20 protein-coding genes are annotated in these 18,200 nt (G+C 66.6%); 10 read left to right on the forward strand and 10 right to left on the reverse strand.

The window, feature by feature from the left end:
• Positions 1-5: 5 nt before the first annotated feature.
• Positions 6-788 carry a helix-turn-helix transcriptional regulator gene (locus GNX71_RS11970; RefSeq protein WP_206178508.1) on the forward strand — a complete coding sequence of 261 codons (783 nt, stop codon included), beginning with the start codon at positions 6-8 and terminating at the stop codon, positions 786-788.
• Positions 789-800: 12 nt separating this feature from the next.
• On the opposite strand, the gene GNX71_RS11975 is transcribed toward GNX71_RS11970, so the two are convergent.
• The 5 genes from GNX71_RS11975 to GNX71_RS11995 form a co-directional block, all read right to left on the reverse strand.
• Entirely contained in the window at positions 801-2,093 is a 1,293-nt protein-coding gene (locus tag GNX71_RS11975) for a TRAP transporter large permease (RefSeq protein ID WP_206178509.1), read from the reverse strand.
• An 11-nt stretch (positions 2,094-2,104) separates the two neighbouring features.
• Positions 2,105-2,617 carry a TRAP transporter small permease gene (locus GNX71_RS11980; RefSeq protein ID WP_206178510.1) on the reverse strand — a complete coding sequence of 171 codons (513 nt, stop codon included), beginning with the start codon at positions 2,615-2,617 and terminating at the stop codon, positions 2,105-2,107.
• Between the two features lie 85 nt (positions 2,618-2,702).
• Positions 2,703-3,677, reverse strand: coding sequence for a TRAP transporter substrate-binding protein (locus GNX71_RS11985; protein ID WP_206178511.1), 975 nt, complete (start codon positions 3,675-3,677; stop codon positions 2,703-2,705).
• A gap of 119 nt (positions 3,678-3,796) precedes the next feature.
• Complete coding sequence (locus GNX71_RS11990; protein WP_206178512.1) at positions 3,797-4,546, reverse strand: anti-sigma factor; 750 nt, start codon at positions 4,544-4,546, stop codon at positions 3,797-3,799.
• The gene (locus GNX71_RS11995; RefSeq protein ID WP_206178513.1) at positions 4,543-5,151 is read right to left on the reverse strand and encodes a sigma-70 family RNA polymerase sigma factor; all 609 of its coding nucleotides are present in this window, start codon (positions 5,149-5,151) and stop codon (positions 4,543-4,545) included. The genes GNX71_RS11990 and GNX71_RS11995 overlap by 4 nt, the downstream gene beginning before the upstream one ends.
• Positions 5,152-5,253: 102 nt before the next feature.
• On the opposite strand from GNX71_RS11995, the gene GNX71_RS12000 reads away from it, so the two are divergent.
• Complete coding sequence (locus tag GNX71_RS12000) at positions 5,254-5,802, forward strand: DUF3455 domain-containing protein (RefSeq protein WP_206178514.1); 549 nt, start codon at positions 5,254-5,256, stop codon at positions 5,800-5,802.
• Between the two features lie 60 nt (positions 5,803-5,862).
• Here GNX71_RS12000 and GNX71_RS12005 read toward each other — a convergent pair whose 3' ends face one another.
• A complete protein-coding gene (locus GNX71_RS12005) occupies positions 5,863-6,348 on the reverse strand; it encodes a tetratricopeptide repeat protein (protein WP_206178515.1) in 486 nt (161 codons plus the stop codon).
• A 222-nt stretch (positions 6,349-6,570) separates the two neighbouring features.
• Here GNX71_RS12005 and GNX71_RS12010 point away from each other — a divergent pair, with 222 nt between their 5' ends.
• Positions 6,571-7,662, forward strand: a complete 1,092-nt coding sequence (locus tag GNX71_RS12010) for a hypothetical protein (RefSeq protein WP_206178516.1) — start codon at positions 6,571-6,573, stop codon at positions 7,660-7,662.
• Between the two features lie 63 nt (positions 7,663-7,725).
• Here the strand turns inward: GNX71_RS12010 and GNX71_RS12015 are convergent, their stop codons facing one another.
• Positions 7,726-9,423, reverse strand: coding sequence for an electron transfer flavoprotein-ubiquinone oxidoreductase (locus tag GNX71_RS12015; RefSeq protein WP_206178517.1), 1,698 nt, complete (start codon positions 9,421-9,423; stop codon positions 7,726-7,728).
• Positions 9,424-9,528: 105 nt separating this feature from the next.
• Between GNX71_RS12015 and GNX71_RS12020 the strand changes: the two genes are divergently transcribed.
• The 4 genes from GNX71_RS12020 to GNX71_RS12035 are packed head-to-tail and all read left to right on the forward strand — an operon-like array spanning position 9,529 to position 12,329.
• Positions 9,529-10,311 (forward strand): SDR family oxidoreductase, encoded by a 783-nt coding sequence (locus GNX71_RS12020; protein WP_206178518.1) that lies wholly within the window; start codon positions 9,529-9,531, stop codon positions 10,309-10,311.
• 20 nt (positions 10,312-10,331) lie between these two features.
• On the forward strand, positions 10,332-11,213 hold the full coding sequence (locus GNX71_RS12025; RefSeq protein ID WP_346776871.1) for a DMT family transporter: 882 nt from the start codon (positions 10,332-10,334) through the stop codon (positions 11,211-11,213).
• Positions 11,210-11,632, forward strand: coding sequence for an acyl-CoA thioesterase (locus GNX71_RS12030; RefSeq protein WP_206178520.1), 423 nt, complete (start codon positions 11,210-11,212; stop codon positions 11,630-11,632). Before GNX71_RS12025 ends, GNX71_RS12030 begins: the two co-directional genes overlap by 4 nt.
• A 7-nt stretch (positions 11,633-11,639) precedes the next feature.
• Entirely contained in the window at positions 11,640-12,329 is a 690-nt protein-coding gene (locus tag GNX71_RS12035; RefSeq protein ID WP_206178521.1) for a hypothetical protein, read from the forward strand.
• On the opposite strand, the gene GNX71_RS12040 is transcribed toward GNX71_RS12035, so the two are convergent.
• Positions 12,326-13,681, reverse strand: coding sequence for an ATP-binding protein (locus GNX71_RS12040; protein WP_206178522.1), 1,356 nt, complete (start codon positions 13,679-13,681; stop codon positions 12,326-12,328). The genes GNX71_RS12035 and GNX71_RS12040 overlap by 4 nt on opposite strands.
• Positions 13,678-14,352: a response regulator transcription factor gene (locus GNX71_RS12045; protein ID WP_206178523.1), complete on the reverse strand. Its 675-nt coding sequence runs from the start codon at positions 14,350-14,352 to the stop codon at positions 13,678-13,680. The genes GNX71_RS12040 and GNX71_RS12045 overlap by 4 nt, the downstream gene beginning before the upstream one ends.
• A gap of 182 nt (positions 14,353-14,534) precedes the next feature.
• On the opposite strand from GNX71_RS12045, the gene GNX71_RS12050 reads away from it, so the two are divergent.
• From GNX71_RS12050 to GNX71_RS12060, 3 genes are read left to right on the forward strand one after another with little or no spacing between them, the layout of a single operon-like run.
• Positions 14,535-15,200, forward strand: a complete 666-nt coding sequence (locus GNX71_RS12050; RefSeq protein WP_241027243.1) for a phosphatase PAP2 family protein — start codon at positions 14,535-14,537, stop codon at positions 15,198-15,200.
• Positions 15,187-15,771 (forward strand): phosphatase PAP2 family protein, encoded by a 585-nt coding sequence (locus tag GNX71_RS12055; protein ID WP_206178525.1) that lies wholly within the window; start codon positions 15,187-15,189, stop codon positions 15,769-15,771. Before GNX71_RS12050 ends, GNX71_RS12055 begins: the two co-directional genes overlap by 14 nt.
• A gap of 46 nt (positions 15,772-15,817) precedes the next feature.
• Entirely contained in the window at positions 15,818-17,569 is a 1,752-nt protein-coding gene (locus GNX71_RS12060) for a phosphoethanolamine--lipid A transferase (RefSeq protein WP_206178526.1), read from the forward strand.
• A gap of 10 nt (positions 17,570-17,579) precedes the next feature.
• Here GNX71_RS12060 and GNX71_RS12065 read toward each other — a convergent pair whose 3' ends face one another.
• Positions 17,580-18,158, reverse strand: a complete 579-nt coding sequence (locus GNX71_RS12065) for a peroxidase-related enzyme (protein WP_206178527.1) — start codon at positions 18,156-18,158, stop codon at positions 17,580-17,582.
• Positions 18,159-18,200: the final 42 nt, after the last annotated feature.

Raw genomic sequence — 18,200 nt, forward strand, 5'->3', positions numbered from 1 at the left:
GAGAAATGGACAAACTGAACCTGCGCCCCGAAGAAGGCGAGTTCACGCCGCGCGCCGTCGCCGCGCTGGCAACCGACCCCGGCGGCGACACCTTCATCCCGCCGCACGCGCACCGGCGCGGCCAGCTCATCCATGCGATCTCGGGCGTGATGATCGTGGGCGCCGCGGCCGGCAGCTGGGTGGTGCCGCCCGGGCGCGGTGTCTGGGTGCCGCCGGGCATGACGCACCAGATCCGCCTGGCGGGCGAGGTGAAGATGCGCACCGTGTTCATCGAGCCCGGCACGCGCGCCGACCTGGGCAGCGCCTGCCGCGTGATCCGCGTCGGCGCCTTGCTCCGGCAACTGATCGTCGCGGCCGTGTCGCTGCCGCTGGACTACGCGCCGGGCAGCCGCGACGAGCGCGTGATGGAGCTCACCCTCGACGAGATCGAGGCCGCGCCCGCGCTGCAATTGCATGTGCCCATGCCGCACCATGCGAGGCTGGCCGCGTTGTGCGAGGAACTGGTGCGAGACCCTTCGCTGAATGCGACGCTCGACGACTGGGCGCAGAGGCTGCACATGAACGCGCGCACGCTGGCACGTCTCTTCCAGCGCGAGACCGGCATGAACTTCGGCGCGTGGTGCCGCCAGGTGCGGCTGCTGCTGAGCCTGCCGAAACTGGCGGCGGGCGCCTCGATCCTGGAGGTGGCGCTCTCGCATGGCTATGAAAGCCCGAGCGCCTTCACCGCCATGTTCCGGCGCACGCTGGGCATGCCGCCCAGTCTCTACTTTCGCCAGGAAGAGGACTGACCGGGCAGAGCGCTACTTGAACCCGAGCACCCGTGGCAGCCAGGTGCTCAGCGCCGGCACGAAGGTCAGGATCATCAGCACCGCGCCGTGCGCCCACAGGAACGGCACCAGCTCCTTCACCAGCGCCGACATCGGCACCTTCGACACGTTGCAAGTCACGAACAAGAGCCCACCCACCGGCGGCGTGATCATGCCGAGCGTGAGGTTGAAGATCACGATCATCGCGAAGTGCACCGGGTCCACGCCCAGCTTGATCGCCACCGGCGCAAGGATCGGCGCCAGCACCATCACGCCCGGCAGCGGCTCGATGAAGATGCCGAACAGCAGCAGGAACACGTTGACGATGATCAGGAACATCCACGGCGAGAGGTTCATGCTGATGAGCCACTCGGCCATCTGCTGCGGGATGCCCTCGATGGTCAGCACCCACGCGAACGAGGCCGACAGGCCGATGATGATCAGCACCGAGGCCGACAGCAGGGCCGAGCGAGAGAGGATGTCGGGCAGCATCTTCCACTCGAGCGTGCGGTAGACGAACTTGCCGCACACCAGCGCATAGAACACCGCCACCACCGAGGCCTCGGTCGGCGTGAACCAGCCGGCGCGCATGCCGCCGAGGATCACCACCGGCAAAAGGATCGCGGGAATCGCCTTCCAGGTGGTGATGAGGATCTCGCGCAGCGGCGGCGTCTGCCCGTCGCCCTTGTAGTTGCGCTTCTTCGAGACGTAGTAATTCACCACGCACATCGCCACCGCGATCAGGATGCCCGGCAGGATGCCAGCCGCGAACAGCGTGCCCACCGACACGCTCTCGTCCTGCAGCGCATAGATGATCATGATGATCGAGGGCGGAATGATCGGTCCCACGATCGCGGTGGAAGCCGTGAGCGCCGCCGCGTAGGAGCGGTCGTAGCCGGCCTTGTCCATCATCTTGATGAGCATCGACCCCGGTCCCGCCGCATCGGCCAGCGCCGAGCCGGAGATGCCCGAGAAGAAGGTGAGCGACACCACGTTGGTGTAGCCCAGGCCGCCGCGCCGGTGGCCGACGAACTGGCCCGCGAAGCGCAGCAGCACCTCGGTGAGCGAGCCGCCGCTCATGAGCTCGGCCGCGAGGATGAAGAAGGGCACGGCCATCAGCGGAAAACTGTCGATGCCGGTGAAGGTTTCCTTCAGCAGCACCATCAGCGGATAGTTCTCCGCAAGGATGAGCGTGGTGACGGTGGAGAGCCCGAGCGCAAACGCCACGGGCACGCCGATGGCCAGGAAAATGCAGGCCGAGACGATGAGAACGATGCTGGCATCCATGGTCGTTCTCCTTACAGCGACGCCGAGGCGTTGGCGTCGAAGTGGGCGTCGGAGGCGAACTCGCGGTTCATCACGTAGCCCCGCACCACCAGCAGCCAGTGCACGATCAGCAGCACGCCGCCGAACAGCATTGCGCTGTAGATGTAGGCGAACGGAATCTGCGTGACGGCCGTGAGCTGGAACATCGTGCGCTGCATGTAGAGCCACCCGTACCAGACCATGAAGCCGAAGAAGGCGAACAGCAGCGCGGCGACGAAGGCGCGCACCGCGATGGCGCCCGCGCGCGGCAACGCATCCTGCAGGTTCTCGACCGCGATGTGGCCGCCGTAGCGCAGCACCGGCCCGGCGCCCAGGAAGGTGAGCCAGATCATCATGTGGCGCGACACCTCTTCGGCCCATTCGAGCGAATTGCTCGTGGTGTAGCGCATCACGACGTTGGTGAAGATGATGACCGACATGGCGGCCAGCAGAAGAATCAGCGCCCAGCGGTTGGCGGCGAGAAAGTAGCGCTCGAAGGCTTGCACGTGTTGTTCTCTTGTCTTGAAAAAGCGAAGCGCCCGGCGCACTGAAGCGGGCCGGGCGCGGTCGTCAAAGGAATCGGGCGCGCGCTTACTGGACGTCCGTGATCTTCTTGATGTTGTCGGCGCCGAATTCCTTGGCGTAGCCTGCATAGGCCGGCTTCAGCGCTTCGCGGAAGGCGGCACCATCCACGACCTTGGTGACCTTCATGCCGTCTTTCTCGAGCTGGGCGATGCCGTTGTTCTCGTCGTCGTTGACCTTCTTGCGCTGGGCAACCGCAGCCTTCTTGGCGGCATCGACGAAGACCTTCTTGTCGGCATCCGAGAGCTTGTTCCACACCTTCGGCGAGAGCAGCAGCAGCGCGGGCGAATACACGTGTCCCGTGAGCGACAGGTGCTTCTGCACCTGCGAGAACTTGGACGCCAGGATCACCGGAATCGGGTTCTCCTGCCCGTCGACCGTGCCCTGCTGCAGTGCGCCGAAGAGTTCGGGGAAGGCCATCGGCGTCGGCAGGATGCCGAAGGTGCGGTAACCGTCCATGTGCACCTTGTTTTCCATGGTGCGCATCTTCAGGCCCGCGGCGTCGCTGGGCTTGACGATGTCGCGCTTGCTGTTCGTCATGTGACGGAAGCCGTTCTCCGTCCAGGCGAGCGCGATGATGCCCTTGCTCGGGAACTTGGTGAGGATGTCCTGGCCGATGGGGCCGTCCATCACCTTGCGCGCGTGGTCGTAGTCGCGAAAGAGGAAGGGGATGTCGACGATCTTGACCTCGGGCACGAAGTTGCCCACCGGGCCGGTCGAGGTGTTCACCAGGTCCTGCGTGCCCAGCTGGATCGCCTCGATCTGCTCGCGCTCGCCGCCCAGGGCCGAGTTGGCGAAGTGCTGGCACTTGAAGCGGCCTTGCGTGCCCTTCTCGACCTCGTCGCAGAACACCGTGGAACCCACGCCGTAGTGCGACTCCTTGGAGGTCGCGTAGCCGATCTTCAGCACCGTCGGTTGTTGAGCGAGGGCGGATGTGCCCAGGGCGAGCGAAAGGCAGGCGGCGGCGATGTGGCCGAGTTTCATGGTGTCTCCGGGGGGGATGTGGTCAGGAATGCGTCAGGCGCATTCGACTATGCCGCAACCGGGGGCTTCGTCGTGTCGGGAGTTTCACGGACGCCACCCGTGAAAGCCGCTCCGACAGATCACCAGAGCTTGGCGCAGCTCCCGCTCAACACCACGTCCGCGCTCGGGGCCGACGGCGTTGCCGTGCGCTCGCGCGTGACGACGAGGCGCGACACCTTCGACAGCAGTTTCTCGGAGGTGTCGGGCAGTGCCGACACTTGCGTTCCGTTGGCCGGAACCGTGCCCATGGCGAAAGGCGCCCCATCGGCGGGCAGAGCCCACAGCACGAGTCGTTCGTCGCTGGCCAATGCAGGTGCGAGGGGTGCGGCACCCAGCACCTTGAGCGTGAGCGTCTTGCCATGCCGAAGCGAACTCACGAGCAGCCGGCCCTGGCCCTGCGCGTCGGTCAGCACGCCCACATAGCTCTGCGGGAGCCGTTCGCCCGAACGCATCGCGAGCTGGTCGCTCGTGATGAAGAGGCCGGGCGCGGAAAGGAACAGCGCGCTCGCGGCGATCACGCCGGCCGCGACGCCCCCGAGGCCGAAGCCCGCGGGACGAAGCCATGCCGGCCAGCGCGAGGCGGCGGCCTTGTGTTCCGCGACCGGCCGCGTGCGCGCCTCGATCGCGCGCCACAGATTGGCCGAGGGCCGGCGAGCCGGCACCGACAGGGCCAGCTGGCCCAGCCGCTGCTCCCACTGCGCCACCAGCGCGCGCACGTCGACGCGGTCGCGCAAGAGTCGCTCGAAGCGCCGCCGCGCGCCGCCTTCGAGTGTGCCGAGCACGTAGGCCGATGCAAGCGCATCGAGCAGCTTGGTGTCGGTGTATCTCATGGCGTGACCCCCTGCGCGCTCAGGCAGGCGCGCAGCTTGTCGAGGCCGCGGCGTATCCACGCCTTGACCGAACCCAGCGGCGCATTCATCTGCGCGGCCACCTCGGTGTGCGACAGGCCCTGGTAGTAGGCGAGCGCGAGGCTCTGGCGAAAGCTGCCGTCCAGCGCCGCCATGCAGCCTTCGATGCGCAGCGCCTGCATGGCCTGCTCGAAGAGCTGCAGCGCGCCGGGCGCGGTGTCGGTGCCCTGCGGCACCTCGATGTCGTCTTCGGCATCGAAGTGCTGCTGCGGCTGCTCGTGCGCATTGCGCCGCGTGCGCGAACGCAGCGCATCGAGCGCCTTGTTGCGCACGATCGCGATCAGCCAGGTGATCGGCTGGATCTCCTGCCCGTCGACACTGGAGCGGTAGCTGGCCGCGTTCTTCCAGATGTTCACATAGGCCTCTTGCAGCACGTCTTCGGCTGCCTGCTCATTGCCCAGCATGCGAACCGCGACACCGAACAGATGCTGGTGCGTGCGTTCGTAGATCTGGGCAAAGGAGGCGTGGTCCCCGCGCGCCGCGCCGGCGATCAGGTCCTGCAGGCTGGTCAGAATATTCCTATCCATGCGGCGAGTATTGCATCCGTTGCGGCGTGGTTGTCGTTTGTGAAAGGAGCTTCGGGCCACTGTGGCCCGGGCTTCATTACTCTTCTTGAACAGGAAAACGCCATGACATCGAACACGCGACACCTTTCCCTGGCAGCCACCCTCGCGGGCGCGGCCGTGCTCGCAGCCTGCGCATCGCCGCGGCCGACGGCCCCGGCCGCCGAACTGCCGGCCGCCATCAAGGCGCCCGACGGCGAGCGCCCCGCCTTCACCTGGCACGCGGTGGGCGTGCAGATCTACGAATGCCGCGCGGGCGACAAAGGGGCCCTGGCCTGGCAGTTCGTCGCCCCCGAAGCCGAGCTCTACGCACCCGGCGGCGAACGCGCCGGAACCCACGGTGCCGGCCCGCACTGGGCCGCGCTCGACGGCAGCAAGGCCATCGGCACGCTGAAGGCCCGCGCCAACGGCCAGCGCGAGGCGGACATCCCATGGCTGCTGCTTTCGGCCAAGTCGGCGGGCGCGAACGGCAAGCTGGCCGGCGTGACCAGCGTGCAGCGCATCAACACCCTCGGCGGCAATGCGCCGGCCAAGGGTTGCGAGGTGGCTGCCGACAGTGGCAAGCGAATCAGGCAAGGCTACAGCGCCGACTATGTTTTTCTCGTCGCCCGGTAAACCCTGAAAACGGCAACGCGGGCCGATGGGCCCGCGGTGCCGTTTGGGCGACGTCGACGGTCAGCTCTTCTTGCCGCCGCTGGCCTTGAAGCTCTCGACCGAGGCCTTCAGGTCCTTGTACTCGCCACAGCTCATGTTGCAGGCCTGGCCCAGCGCGGCCAGGCGTTGCTCGGCCTTCGGCAGGTCGCCCATCGAGATGTACAGCTCGCCCGAGTATTCGAGCGCGCCGAGGTGCTTGGGGTTGATCTTCAATGCGGCGTCGTAGTACTTCTCCGAAGCCGCCCACTTACCCGCGCCCGACTTGCGCAGCGTGTAGCCCATGAGGTTGTTCCAGTCGGCGTTGCCGGTGTCGTTCACGCGCTCGAGCTCGCTGACGGCAGCGGTCCACTTGCTGTCGGCGATCAGCGCGCGGGCGGCGGTGAGGTTGCTGGCCGGCGCGGCCTTGGCGGCCGGTGCGGGGGCAGGCGTCATGTCGGCGGCGAGTGCTTGGCCGGCGCCCAGGGCGAAGGTGGCGGCGATGGCGATGCGGGTGAGCATGGTGTTCATGGCGAAAGATCCTCTCGAATGGTCGTTGAATGGGTTGGCGGAAGGCGATGTCTTGTTTCATCGCCGTCCTGCTTCCACTTACGCCGCGGGTTTCCGAACGGACGCATCTTCGCGAAAAAATCCGGGACAAGGGGATTTCATTGCAGGCCCGCAACGGGCCGGGCCGCTGCCGGACGGCCGGCACAATCGCGCGATCCGTCCGACAACCCAGCCAGCCCTCGCATGAACCAGGAACTGCCACCCGACTTTCTCGCCGTCCTGCACGAGCCCGTGCTGCACGAGGACGACCTCGACGCACAGGAGCGCTTCTTCGGCCGCGACGCGGTGCGTGCGTTCTATCGCGAGGCGGTGCGGGAGGACGCGAGGGACGCGGTGCTGCGTGCCGCCGCGCCGCTGCTGTCCGAATTGCATCCGCTGCGCGGCGGGCTGCTTGCGCTGTTCGGCGGTGCGCTGGTGGAGAGCGGTGCCGATCCGAGGCTGTTGTTCCCGGCGACCCTGCAGCGGATGTCGCAGCTGCTGGCATCGCTCGCGCCGTACTGCGCCGAGGAGCCGATGGAAGAGGAAGAGGAAGAGAAAGAGGATGAAGCCGTGCCCGCCGACCTCGCCGCCTGGCGCGCCGCCGAGTCCGCGCTCCGGGCACTGCCACCGGCCGAGCGCCTGCAGATCGAGGCCCGCCGGTGCGCGGTCGACCTGCTCGTGCTGCCGCTGATGGCGATGCTGATGCGCGACGTGCGCAACCACCGCGACCTGCTGGCCGACGGGGCGCTGGTCGCGCGCATCGAGGAGATGGCCGTCAACGGCACGCTGCCCTTCGACCAGCTGCACTTCCTGCGCAGCGCGGCCCAGCTCGCCTACGAGGACGAACTCGTCGTGCTGCTGCCCACCTCGCAGGCCGGGATGATCGTGCGGGCCCACGGCCTCAACAACAACTTCCATGCGTTCTCGCTGCTGCAGGACCTGTTCAGGCTGCATGTGCACACGCTGGGCATCCGCCAGGCGCTCACCGTGCGCCACAACGGCGAGGACGAATACGGCGAACCGCGCGACTCCGATTCGGCCGAGTACCTCTGGCTGCAGGCCACGGCCTATGCAGGCGGCAAGCTCGTCGCGCCCATGGCCTGGTCGTGGGGCGAAGGCACGCTGCGCGAGAACGCGCGGCGCCAGGGGCAGCTGGTGCTTGTCGCGCTGGAGACTGACGACAAGCCCGCGCGCAGCTGGAACGGCTTCGGCCACGTGCTGCATTCGGAGCAGAAGCCGCACGTGGCGCTGGTGCGCTTCCTTGCGCCGGACGAGGTGGCCGCCTACCTCGCCTGAGGCCGAAGCCGGAAACGAAAAAGCCCTCCGGGGAGGGCTCTTTGACCAAGCAGGCGGGGCGCCTTACATGCCCACGTAATTCGGCCCGCCGCCGCCTTCAGGCGTGACCCACACGATGTTCTGCGTCGGGTCCTTGATGTCGCAGGTCTTGCAGTGCACGCAGTTCTGCGCGTTGATCTGCAGGCGCTGCTTGCCGTCCTCCGTGCCCACGAATTCGTAGACACCGGCCGGGCAGTAGCGGCTCTCGGGGCCGGCAAACTTCTCGAGGTTGATGTTGACCGGCACCGTCGCATCCTTGAGCGTCAGGTGGGCCGGTTGCTGCTCTTCATGGTTCGTGTTGCTGATGAACACGCTGGAGAGCCGGTCGAAGGTGAGCTTGCCGTCCGGCTTCGGATAGACGATGGGCTTGCACTCGGCCGCGGGCTTGAGGTACAGGTGGTCGGGCTTGGTGCGGCGCAGCGTCCAGGGGATGTTGCCCTTCAGCAGCCATTGCTCAATTCCGTTCATGAGCGTCGCGACAACGAGGCCCTTCTTGAACCAGGCCTTGAAATTGCGCGCTTTCTTCAGCTCGGCATGCAGCCAGCTCTTCTCGAAGGCGGCCGGGTAGGCCGTGAGTTCGTCGTGCTGGCGGCCGGCCTGCACTGCGTCGAACGCAGCTTCGGCGGCCAGCATGCCGGTCTTGATGGCGGCGTGGCTGCCCTTGATGCGGCTCACGTTCAGGTAGCCGGCCTCGCAGCCGACCAGCGCGCCGCCCGGGAACACCGTCTTGGGCAGCGACTGCAGGCCGCCGGCCGTGATGGCGCGCGCGCCGTAGCCGATGCGCTTGGCCGGCTTGATGCCCTTGGCCTCGTCGCCTTCCAGGTACCAGCGCACGTTGGGGTGCAGCTTCCAGCGCTGCATTTCCTCGAACGGGCTCAGGTACGGGTTGCTGTAGTCCAGGCCGGTGATGAAGCCCATCGTGACCTTGTTGTCCTCCATGTGATAGAGGAATGCGCCGCCGTAGGTGTCGCTCTTCATCGGCCAGCCGGCCGTGTGCAGCACGAAGCCGGGCTGGTGGCGCTTGGGGTCGATTTCCCACACTTCCTTCACGCCCAGGCCGTAGGTCTGCGGGTCCTTGCCTTCGTCGAGCTTGTATTTGGCGATGAGCTGGCGGCCCAGGTGGCCGCGCGCGCCTTCGGCGAACACCGTGTACTTGCCCAGCAGTTCCATGCCCAGTTGGAAGTTCTCGGTCGGCTCGCCGTCCTTGCCGACCCCCATGTTGCCGGTGGCCACGCCGCGCACCGAGCCGTTCTCGTTGTAGAGCACCTCGGCGGCCGGGAAGCCGGGGAAGATTTCCACGCCCAGGTTCTCGGCCTGCTGCGCGAGCCACTTGGTGAAGGCGCCCAGACTGATGATGTAGTTGCCGTGGTTCTGGAAGCACGCCGGCAGGAACGCGTTGGGGGTGCGCAGGCTGGACTTCTCGCCGAGGAACACCATTGCGTCGTCGGTCACGGGCTGGTTCAGCGGGGCGCCCAGTTCCTTCCAGTCGGGCAGCAGCTCGTTGAGCGCGCGCGGGTCCATGATGGCGCCCGAGAGGATGTGCGCGCCGGGCTCGGAGCCCTTCTCGAGCACCACGACCGAGATTTCCTTCTCGTGCTGGGCCGCCAGCTGCTTCAGTCGGATCGCGGTCGAGAGGCCGGCCGGGCCGCCACCGACCACGACCACGTCGTATTCCATGGCTTCGCGAGGGCCGAACTGGGCAAGGATTTCGTCGTGGGTCATGTGGGTCTGGTCGATAATGTTTTGAGGCTCGGACGCTACGAGGGCGCGAAACATTTTAGGGGGAGCGCAGCCCGTCACCTCCGCGACTCACCAGGACCCCTTTTCATGGCTTACAGCATCGATCTTTCGGGCCGCGTGGCCTTCGTCACCGGAGCCTCCAGCGGCCTCGGCGCCCAATTCGCGAAAACGCTGGCGCGCGCCGGCGCCGCGGTGGTCCTGGCCAGCCGCCGGGTCGAAAAACTCAAGGAGCTGCGCGCCCGCATCGAAGGCGAGGGCGGCGACGCCCACGTGGTCGAGCTCGACGTGACCGACCACGGCAGCATCAAGGCGGCCGTGGCGCGTGCCGAGACCGAGGTCGGCCCGATCGACATCCTGGTCAACAACTCCGGCGTCAACATCCGCAACAAGCTGCAGGACGTGACGCCCGACGACTACGACTTCATCTTCGACACCAACCTCAAGGGCGCCTTCTTCGTCGCACAGGAGGTGGGCAAGCGCATGCTGGCGCGCGCCGACGGTTCGGCGCCGGGCACCTATATCGGCGGTCGCATCATCAACATCGCCTCGGTGGCCGCGCTCAAGGCGGTGCCGAACATCGGCGCCTACGGCATGAGCAAGGCCGCGGTGGTGCAGATGACCAAGGCCATGGCGCTCGAGTGGGGCCGCTTCGGCATCAATGTGAACGCGCTGTGCCCGGGCTACATCGCCACCGAACTCAACGAAGAGCTCTGGACCACCGAGGCCGGCGCCAAGCTGGTCAGCATCCTGCCGCGCAAGCGCGTGGGCAAGGCCGAAGACCTCGACGGCCTGATCGTGCTGCTGGCCAGCGGCCAGAGCCATTTCGTGAACGGTGCGGTCATCGCCGCCGACGACGGATTCGCCCTCTGACTCCGAGAGCGTGGATAGGCATTGCCGCCGGCCTGGGCGCTGGCGCGCTCTGGGGCCTGGTGTTCGTGGCGCCGCGCATGGTCGGCCACTTCGGCATGGTCGACATCACGGCCGCGCGCTTCGCGGTGTTTGGTGCCGTGTCGGCGTTGGCAGTGTTCGCGCGACCGGCGGCCGTGCGCTGGCCGAATGGACAGCAGGCGCTCGCGGCGCTCGGGCTCAGTGTGCTGGGCTTCAGCGGCTACTACCTGCTGCTGGCCTTCGGCATCGTGGCGGCCGGCACCGAAGTGCCCAGCCTCATCATCGGCACGATTCCCGTCTGGATGATGCTACTCGGCCGGCCCGCGGGGCTGCGCATGCGCGCGCTGCTGCCGGGGCTCGTGCTCACGGGTGCGGGCATCGCGTTGATGATCTGGGGCGCCTGGTCGACGCAGCATCGCGAGGGTGGGGTGAGCTTCGGATGGGGTATTGCGCTGGCACTCGGCGCGATGGTGAGTTGGACGATCTATGGCCTGCTCAATGCGAAATGGCTGCAGCGCCACACCGAACTCAACGCGACCGATTGGGCCAACTGGCTCGGCATCGCGACCGGCCTCGGGGCGTTGCTGCTGTGGGTGATCGCCGGTAGCAGCATCGCCACGCTGCAGTCGCAGCCCGACGGCATGCTCTTCATCTGGATCGCGCTGGCCGGCGGCTTCGGCTCGTCGTGGCTTGCGACCATCCTCTGGAACGTTGCCAGCCAGCGCCTTTCGGCGAGCCTCTGCGGCCAACTGATCGTGAGCGAGACGCTGTTCGCCTTGCTCTATTCCTTCGTCTGGGACGGCCGCTGGCCGCAGGCCACCGAATGGGTGGCGGCGCTGCTGTTCGTGCTGGGCATCCTCGCATCCATCAAGGCGCACCGATGAGAATCGAAATCCCCGAAAAGAAAAAGCTCGTGTATGAAATGTCGATCCCCATCCGCTGGGGCGACATGGACGCCATGGGCCACCTGAACAACGGCACCTACTTCCGCTACCTCGAAACCGCGCGCATCGACTGGATGCGCTCCATCGGCTTCGAGCCCGAGCCGGGCGGCGAAGGCATGGTGATCGTCAATGCCTTCTGCAACTTCTACCGGCAGATCGAATATCCGGGCAACGTGCTGCTGAAGATGTATGTGAGCGACCCGGGCCGCACCACCTTCGAGAGCTGGGGCACGATGGCGCGCGAGGAAGCGCCCGATGTGATCTGCGCAGCGGGCGGGGCGACGACGATCTGGGTGGATTTTCCGAAGCAGAAGGCGTTGGCGTTGCCGGAATGGCTGCGCGAACTCGTGAGCGAGTGACCGCACGATGAAACGCAAGGTACTGGCGCTCGCCATGTTCGCGCTGCTCGCCACCGCGAGCCATGCCGAGGCGCAGATGCAGGCCGAGAACGCATGCCCTGCCGACGCGCCGTTTCTGAACGCCGATGCGGTGAAGAAGGCCGGCATCGAACTGCCGGTGTTCAAGCGCTATTGCTACACCGACAGATCGGGCAGCTACGCCTTGCTGCTCGCCGAGAAGCAGGACTTGCCATTCACCGGCGAGACGCTGTCCTCGGTGATCCAGGCCACGCTCTTCAAGGTGGGAAGCGATGGCGCGCTGACGCGGCAATGGTCGATTCGCGACTTTGCCGGCAAGGACGATGCCGGCATCAACTTCAGGTCGAAGCTCTTCGAGTTCGCCGATCTCGATGGGGACGGGCTGGTCGAGCCGATCCTGGTCTATCGCTTCTTCGCACCGACCGGTGCGAACAGTTTCGACAGCGACGACTTCTCGGGCGCCATCAAGATCATCGCGTTCCATCAGGGTCGCAAGGTGGTGATCCACGCCATCACCGGCGACCTGGACGGTGACCGGAGCACAAGGGCCAATGCCGAGTTCTTCGCCTTGCCGAAGGCCGTGCGCGAGCATCTGGTCAGGAAGATGGCGGGCATGTACAAGGCCGGCCAGTTCGGCTTCGACAACGGCAACGACTTCGTGCCGAAGAAGGCACGCTAGGCCGGCCGCAACACGATCCGCGCCTCGAACCCCTGCACTGCTCCCGCTGGCGGTGACGTCAATTCAAGCTTGGCGTTGTGCTTCTCGACAATCGTGCCCACGATCGACAGCCCCAACCCGTAGCCCGCGCGGTCCGAGCCGTGTCGCACGTGGCGTTGCTGCAGCGTCTTGAGCTGCGTCTCGCTGACACCGGCACCGAAGTCCCTCACCACCAAGGTGCAGGGCGCCGCCACCTCAATCACCACGCGCCCGCCACCGCTGTAGCGCAACGCGTTTTCCACGAGATTGCGCAGCGCGATCGCCAGTGCGTCGACATCGCCGAAGGCCACCGGCGCCGCGCTGTCGGGCACCTTGAGCTTCAGGCGCTCGTTGTTCAGCGGGTCTTGCCAGAACTCCTGCGCCACGGTGCCCGCGAGCTGAACCAGGTCGACCCTCGCACGCGTGAGCGATGCACCCGATTCCGCGCGCGACAACTGCAGCAGCTTCTCGGTGCGGTGGCTCAGCATCTGCAGCGCCTGGAGCGCGCCCTGCACGTCGTCACGCTTCAAGTCATGGTCGAGTGCGGTCTGCAAACGGAGGCGCGCGGCGGCCAGCGGCGTGCGCAGCTCGTGGGCCGCGTTGGCGGCGAGCGCGCGTTCCACGTCAAGCGACTGCGACAGCCGCTCCAGCAGGCTGTTGACGTGGTCGCCCACCGAGCGCAACTCCTGCGGTAACCCCGGCAGCGTGATCGGCCGCAGGTCGGCACCGCTGCGCTTCTCGATCTCGCCGGCCAGCTCCTGCAGCACGCGCAGCTCGGTGCGCGCCACATTGCGCAGCACCAGCGCGAGCAGCGGCAGTACCGCACCGAGCGGAATGATCAGGCCGAACAGCGTGCGGTTCAGCGCGCGGCGGCGCTCGTCGAGCGGGTCGGCCACCTGGAAATAGAGGCCCAGTGTCGGATGCCGCACGGTGTAGATGCGCCAGGTCTGGTTGTTCGCAAAGCCCGCGGCCAGCGGAACGTCGAAGGCATCGATGGGCGCTTCGGCCGAACGCAGCAGCACGTGCTCGTGCACGTCGACCACCTGGTACATCACCGCGTCCTCGGAGAAGAGTTGCTTGGGCGCCACCAGCGGCACGCTCGGAGCGGCGTCGCCTTTGTGCTGCAGCTTGTCGAGTTCCTGCACGGCCATGTCGAACATGCGGTGCGACACCTCGACCAGTTCGTTGTCGAAGTTGTGGTTGATCTCGCGGTCCACATACCAGACGACGGCGAACACGCACAGCAGCCACACACCGCCGACCCACAGGATGAGGGTGCGCGTCAGGCGCCCGGCGAGCGAGTCGTGGCCATTGATGCGCCCGGCGATGCTCATTCCTCGTCGTCCGCCGAGAACGACAGCCGATAGCCGAGGCCGCGCAGCGTCTGGATGTGGCTCTTGCCGAGCTTGCGGCGCAGGCGGCTGATGAAGACCTCAAGGGTGTTGCTGTCGGCCTCGTCGCCGAAACCGTAGAGCGCGTCGGCCAGGTTCTCGCGCGTGTGGATGCGCTCGGGACGCGTGGCCATCACGCGCAGCAGTGCCCATTCCTTCTGGGTGAGCACGACCGGGCTGCCGTCCTTGCGCACGCGGTCGTGGGCTAGGTCGATCTCCAGCGTGCCGAACTGCAGCACGGGCGAGGTGTTGGCACTGCGCCGCCGCTCGACCGCGCGCAGCCGGGCCAGCAGTTCGGCGGGGTCATAAGGCTTGATGAGGTAGTCGTCGGCGCCGGCGTCGAGCCCGCGGATGCGGTCGGTGACCTGGTCGCGGGCCGTGAGCACGATGACGATGGGCGGCTCGCGCAGCGCGCGCACCTGCGGCAGCAGCGAGAGGCCGTCGCCATCGCCCAGGTGCAGGTCGAGCAGCACCGCCGCGTACTGCACCGAGAGGAGGGCGCCGCGCGCATCGGCGAGGCTGGGCGCCACATCGACGACGAAAGCCTTGGCCAGCAGATAACTGCACACGGCATCTGCCAAGGAACTGTCATCTTCGACAAGCAATATGCGCACGCGGTGTGTCTCTCCAAAAACACGAAGTCTAGCGCCCGCGGGGCGGCCGGAAGGCCGCGTCAGGATTCGTTCAGGTCGCTTCAGACTGGGTTCATTTCGCGAACGTAGGCTCGCGCCAGTTTTGTCGAAGCCTGGTTTTTTTAATGACACGCACCGCGAATCTCCGTCCCGGAGTCCTGACTTTGCTTGCATTGGTCGCATTGATGATCTGGGACGCCACCCGCGGCGACCTGCTGCTGGCACGCATGGCCGGCACGCCGATGGGCTTTCCGTGGCGCGAGAACCCCTTCCTGGTCCACGTGATGCATGAGGGCGCCAGAAACCTGAGCTGGCTGCTGGTGATCGGCCTCTTCGCCGCCATCCGCTGGCCGCTGGGCATCTTGCGCAAGCTCCCCACGCGCGACCGGCTGCAGCTGGCGGTGACCGTGCTGGCCTCGGTGCTGGCCGTGAGCCTCATCAAGCATTTCAGCGACACCAGCTGCCCCTGGGACCTGAACGAGTTCGGCGGCGTCGCGCACTACGTGTCGCACTGGTCGTGGGGCGTGAGCGATGGCGGGCCCGGCGGGTGCTTTCCGGCCGGGCACGCTTCGGCCGCGTTCGCCTACGTCGGCGGTTATTTCGTGCTGCGCCGGGTTTCCGCCCGCGCGGCGTTCGTCTGGCTGGGCGTGGCGGTGATCGCCGGCCTGGCATTGGGATTCGCGCAGCAACTGCGTGGCGCCCACTACATGAGCCACACACTCTGGACTGCCTGGGTCTGCTGGGTGGTCGGATTCGCCATCGAAGTGACGGTGACGCGCCGGAACCAGAACCTGCTCGAGCCGGCGGCACCCCTTCATGCAAGCTCTTGATTTCACCCTGTTCGGCTGGCTCAACGCAGGCGCTTCGGCCTCGCTGTGGCTCATCGAATTCGCCCGTTTTGCCTCCGAGGTGCTGCCGGCCCTGCTGGCCTTGACGATCGTTGCAGGCGCGATGTTCGACAAGCGCTGGCGCTATGCGCTTTTCACCGCGCTGATGAGCGTGCTGGCGACCTGGGTCATCGTGAACGTGTTCCGTTCGGCGCTGCCGTTTCCGAGACCCGCGTTCTACGGGCTGGGCATCCAGTGGGAGCCGCAAGGCATGCGGCCGGGCTTTCCAAGCCTGCATGCGGCCGGCACCTTCGCCGCCGCCTTCTCGCTGTGGTGCCTGCCGCACCGCGCACCGATGCTGGCAGCGCTCGTGGTGGCGGCGGTGGTGGCCTGGAGCCGCCTCTACCTGGGGCTGCACTTTCCCTCGGACATCGCCGCGGCCGTGCTCCTGGGGGCGCTGGTGTCGATCATGGTCGAGCGCGGCGTGAGCCGTCCGCTGAACCTTGCCCTTGCCAGAATGCCGGCCCGCCGCCGTCTTGCGCGCGCACGGCGGGCGAGTCTGAACATGGACTGAACGTCCAGTTCAGGCTCCTTTCAGGCAGCGTCCTTACAGTCGCTGCATGTCTTTTTCGCGTATCGAGCCTGCACCTGTGCACAGCGCACCTCTTTCCGAGGCTTCCGCGCCACACTTTCCGTCGCCTGGCACGCTGTGGCAACGTTTCGACCAGTGGCTCGCGCGTCCGCGATCGGCCGCGCTGGTCATGCTCTGGCTCGGCCTGTACCTGGTGCTGACCACCAACTGGCCGCTGTGGAACGAGTTGGCCCGCATCGGCGGGGCGCCCAGCACCTACCTGCCGACAGTCGCGGCCATGAGCCTGCTCACGCTGTGCGGCACGGTGGCGATGCTCTCGCTCACGGCCTGGTCGCGCTGGCTGAAGCCGCTGTGGTTCCTGGTGGTCGTGCTGGCCGCCGTGGCGCAGCATTACATGCTGGAGTACCGCGTCGTCATGGATCCGACCATGATGGCCAACGCGCTGCAGACCGACCCGAACGAGGCGCGCGACCTGCTGAGCTGGCGCATGGCCTTCAACGTGCTGGTGGTCGCATTGCCCGCGGGGTGGCTGCTCTGGCGCGTGCGCATCGCGCCGATGGGCTTTCTCTCGAAGCTCTGGCGCAACGCGGCCCTGCTGCTGCTGACCGTGGTGGTGGCGCTGGTCACCGGCGTGGCGATGAACCGGCAACTCGCGCCGCTGATGCGCAACAACATCCACCTGCGCTACATGATGAACCCGATCGCGAGCCTCTACTCGACGGGCGCGGTGTTCATCAAGCCGCTCTTCAAGCGCAGCGGCAAACTGATTCCGATCACCGCCGGCACCACGCTCGGCGCGAGCTACGCCGCGCAAGTGCGTCCCCCGATGTTCGTGGTGGTGGTCGGTGAAACCGCGCGTGCCGACCACTTCGCCCTCAACGGCTATGCGCGCGACACCACCCCCGAGCTGGCCAAGCGTGGCGTGCTGAGCTACCGCGACGTGCATTCGTGCGGCACCAACACGCTCGCCTCGGTGCCGTGCATGTTCTCCCCATTGGGCAAGCAAGGCTACGAATCGCGCAAGGACGACTACGAGAACCTGGTCGACGTGCTGCAGGCCTCGGGCCTGGCCGTGCTCTGGCTCGACAACCAGGCCGGCTGCAAGGACGTGTGCACGCGCATCCCCAATGCATCGGCCTTCGACGGGCTCGATGCCGCCACGAAGAAGGCCTTGTGCGATGGCGACGAGTGCCTCGATGAGGTGATGCTCAAGAACCTCGACGCGCGCATCGCCGCGCTGCCGGCCGAGCGCCGCGCCAAGGGCGTGGTACTGGTGATGCACCAGATGGGCAGCCATGGCCCGGCCTACTACAAGCGCTCGGCGCCCGACGTGAAGCGTTTCACGCCCGAGTGCAAGACCAACGCGCTGGCCGAGTGCGGGCACAACGAGCTCATGAACGTCTACGACAACTCCATCGTGCAGACCGACCGCTTTCTCGCCGACACCATCGACTGGCTCAAGACGCAGTCGAAGCAGTACGACCCGGCGATGCTCTACGTGAGCGACCACGGCGAATCGCTCGGCGAATATGGCCTCTTCCTGCACGGCGTGCCGTACAGCTTTGCGCCCGAGGCACAGAAGCACGTGCCGATGGTCACCTGGTTTAGCGACGGCATGAGCGAGCGCCGCAAGCTCTCGCGCTCGTGCATGGAGGCGGGGCTCGATGCGCCGCTCACGCACGACAACCTCTTTCACACGGTGCTAGGGGTGATGGACGTGAACACGCCCACCTACAAGCCCGCGCTGGACGCGCTGGCCTCCTGCCGCGCGAAAGCCTGACCGGAAGCCTCTACTTCTTCTCGCGCGGCAGCCGCCCCATCAGAAAGAACTCGTTGTTCGGCTGCATGCCGCTGAAGCTCGCGAGCCGGTTGCTCAGACCGAAGAAGGCGGTGATGGCCGCGATGTCCCAGATGTCCTCGTCGTCGAAGCCGTGGGCGTGCAGCGGCGGGAAGTCGGTGTCGTCGATCTCGTGCGAGCGGTCGCAGACCTTCATTGCAAAGTCGAGCATCGCGCGCTGGCGCGGCGTGATGTCGGCCTTGCGGTAGTTCACCGCCACCTGGTCGGCCACCAGCGGCTTCTTCTCATAGATGCGCAGCAGCGCGCCGTGCGCCACCACGCAGTAGAGGCACTGGTTGGCCGCGCTGGTGGTGGTGACGATCATCTCGCGGTCGCCCTTGGTGAGCGAGCCTTCCTCCTTGAGCATCAACGCGTCGTGGTACGCGAAGAAGGCGCGCCACTCGGCCGGGCGTCGCGCAAGGCCGAGGAACACGTTGGGCACGAAGCCGGCCTTTTCCTGCACAGCGAGGATCGCGGTGCGGATGTCTTCGGGCAGGTCCTTCAGTTCGGCGAGGGGGTAGCGGGCAGCCATCTTTTGTCTCCTGGTGTTCGATGCCAGGATCATAGGCAGATG

It is taken from the genome of Variovorax sp. RKNM96, from assembly GCF_017161115.1.
Lineage (GTDB): Bacteria > Pseudomonadota > Gammaproteobacteria > Burkholderiales > Burkholderiaceae_C > Variovorax.

Excerpts from the sequence above, each read along its gene's own strand:
- GNX71_RS11970 (WP_206178508.1), top strand. The coding sequence starts at position 6 with ATGGACAAACTGAACCTGCGCCCCGAAGAAGGCGAGTTCACGCCGCGC.
- GNX71_RS11975 (WP_206178509.1), bottom strand. The coding sequence starts at position 2,093 with ATGGATGCCAGCATCGTTCTCATCGTCTCGGCCTGCATTTTCCTGGCC.
- GNX71_RS11985 (WP_206178511.1), bottom strand. The coding sequence starts at position 3,677 with ATGAAACTCGGCCACATCGCCGCCGCCTGCCTTTCGCTCGCCCTGGGC.
- GNX71_RS11990 (WP_206178512.1), bottom strand. The coding sequence starts at position 4,546 with ATGAGATACACCGACACCAAGCTGCTCGATGCGCTTGCATCGGCCTAC.
- GNX71_RS11995 (WP_206178513.1), bottom strand. The coding sequence starts at position 5,151 with ATGGATAGGAATATTCTGACCAGCCTGCAGGACCTGATCGCCGGCGCG.
- GNX71_RS12000 (WP_206178514.1), top strand. The coding sequence starts at position 5,254 with ATGACATCGAACACGCGACACCTTTCCCTGGCAGCCACCCTCGCGGGC.
- GNX71_RS12005 (WP_206178515.1), bottom strand. The coding sequence starts at position 6,348 with ATGAACACCATGCTCACCCGCATCGCCATCGCCGCCACCTTCGCCCTG.
- GNX71_RS12010 (WP_206178516.1), top strand. The coding sequence starts at position 6,571 with ATGAACCAGGAACTGCCACCCGACTTTCTCGCCGTCCTGCACGAGCCC.
- GNX71_RS12015 (WP_206178517.1), bottom strand. The coding sequence starts at position 9,423 with ATGACCCACGACGAAATCCTTGCCCAGTTCGGCCCTCGCGAAGCCATG.
- GNX71_RS12020 (WP_206178518.1), top strand. The coding sequence starts at position 9,529 with ATGGCTTACAGCATCGATCTTTCGGGCCGCGTGGCCTTCGTCACCGGA.
- GNX71_RS12030 (WP_206178520.1), top strand. The coding sequence starts at position 11,210 with ATGAGAATCGAAATCCCCGAAAAGAAAAAGCTCGTGTATGAAATGTCG.
- GNX71_RS12035 (WP_206178521.1), top strand. The coding sequence starts at position 11,640 with ATGAAACGCAAGGTACTGGCGCTCGCCATGTTCGCGCTGCTCGCCACC.
- GNX71_RS12040 (WP_206178522.1), bottom strand. The coding sequence starts at position 13,681 with ATGAGCATCGCCGGGCGCATCAATGGCCACGACTCGCTCGCCGGGCGC.
- GNX71_RS12055 (WP_206178525.1), top strand. The coding sequence starts at position 15,187 with ATGCAAGCTCTTGATTTCACCCTGTTCGGCTGGCTCAACGCAGGCGCT.
- GNX71_RS12060 (WP_206178526.1), top strand. The coding sequence starts at position 15,818 with ATGTCTTTTTCGCGTATCGAGCCTGCACCTGTGCACAGCGCACCTCTT.
- GNX71_RS12065 (WP_206178527.1), bottom strand. The coding sequence starts at position 18,158 with ATGGCTGCCCGCTACCCCCTCGCCGAACTGAAGGACCTGCCCGAAGAC.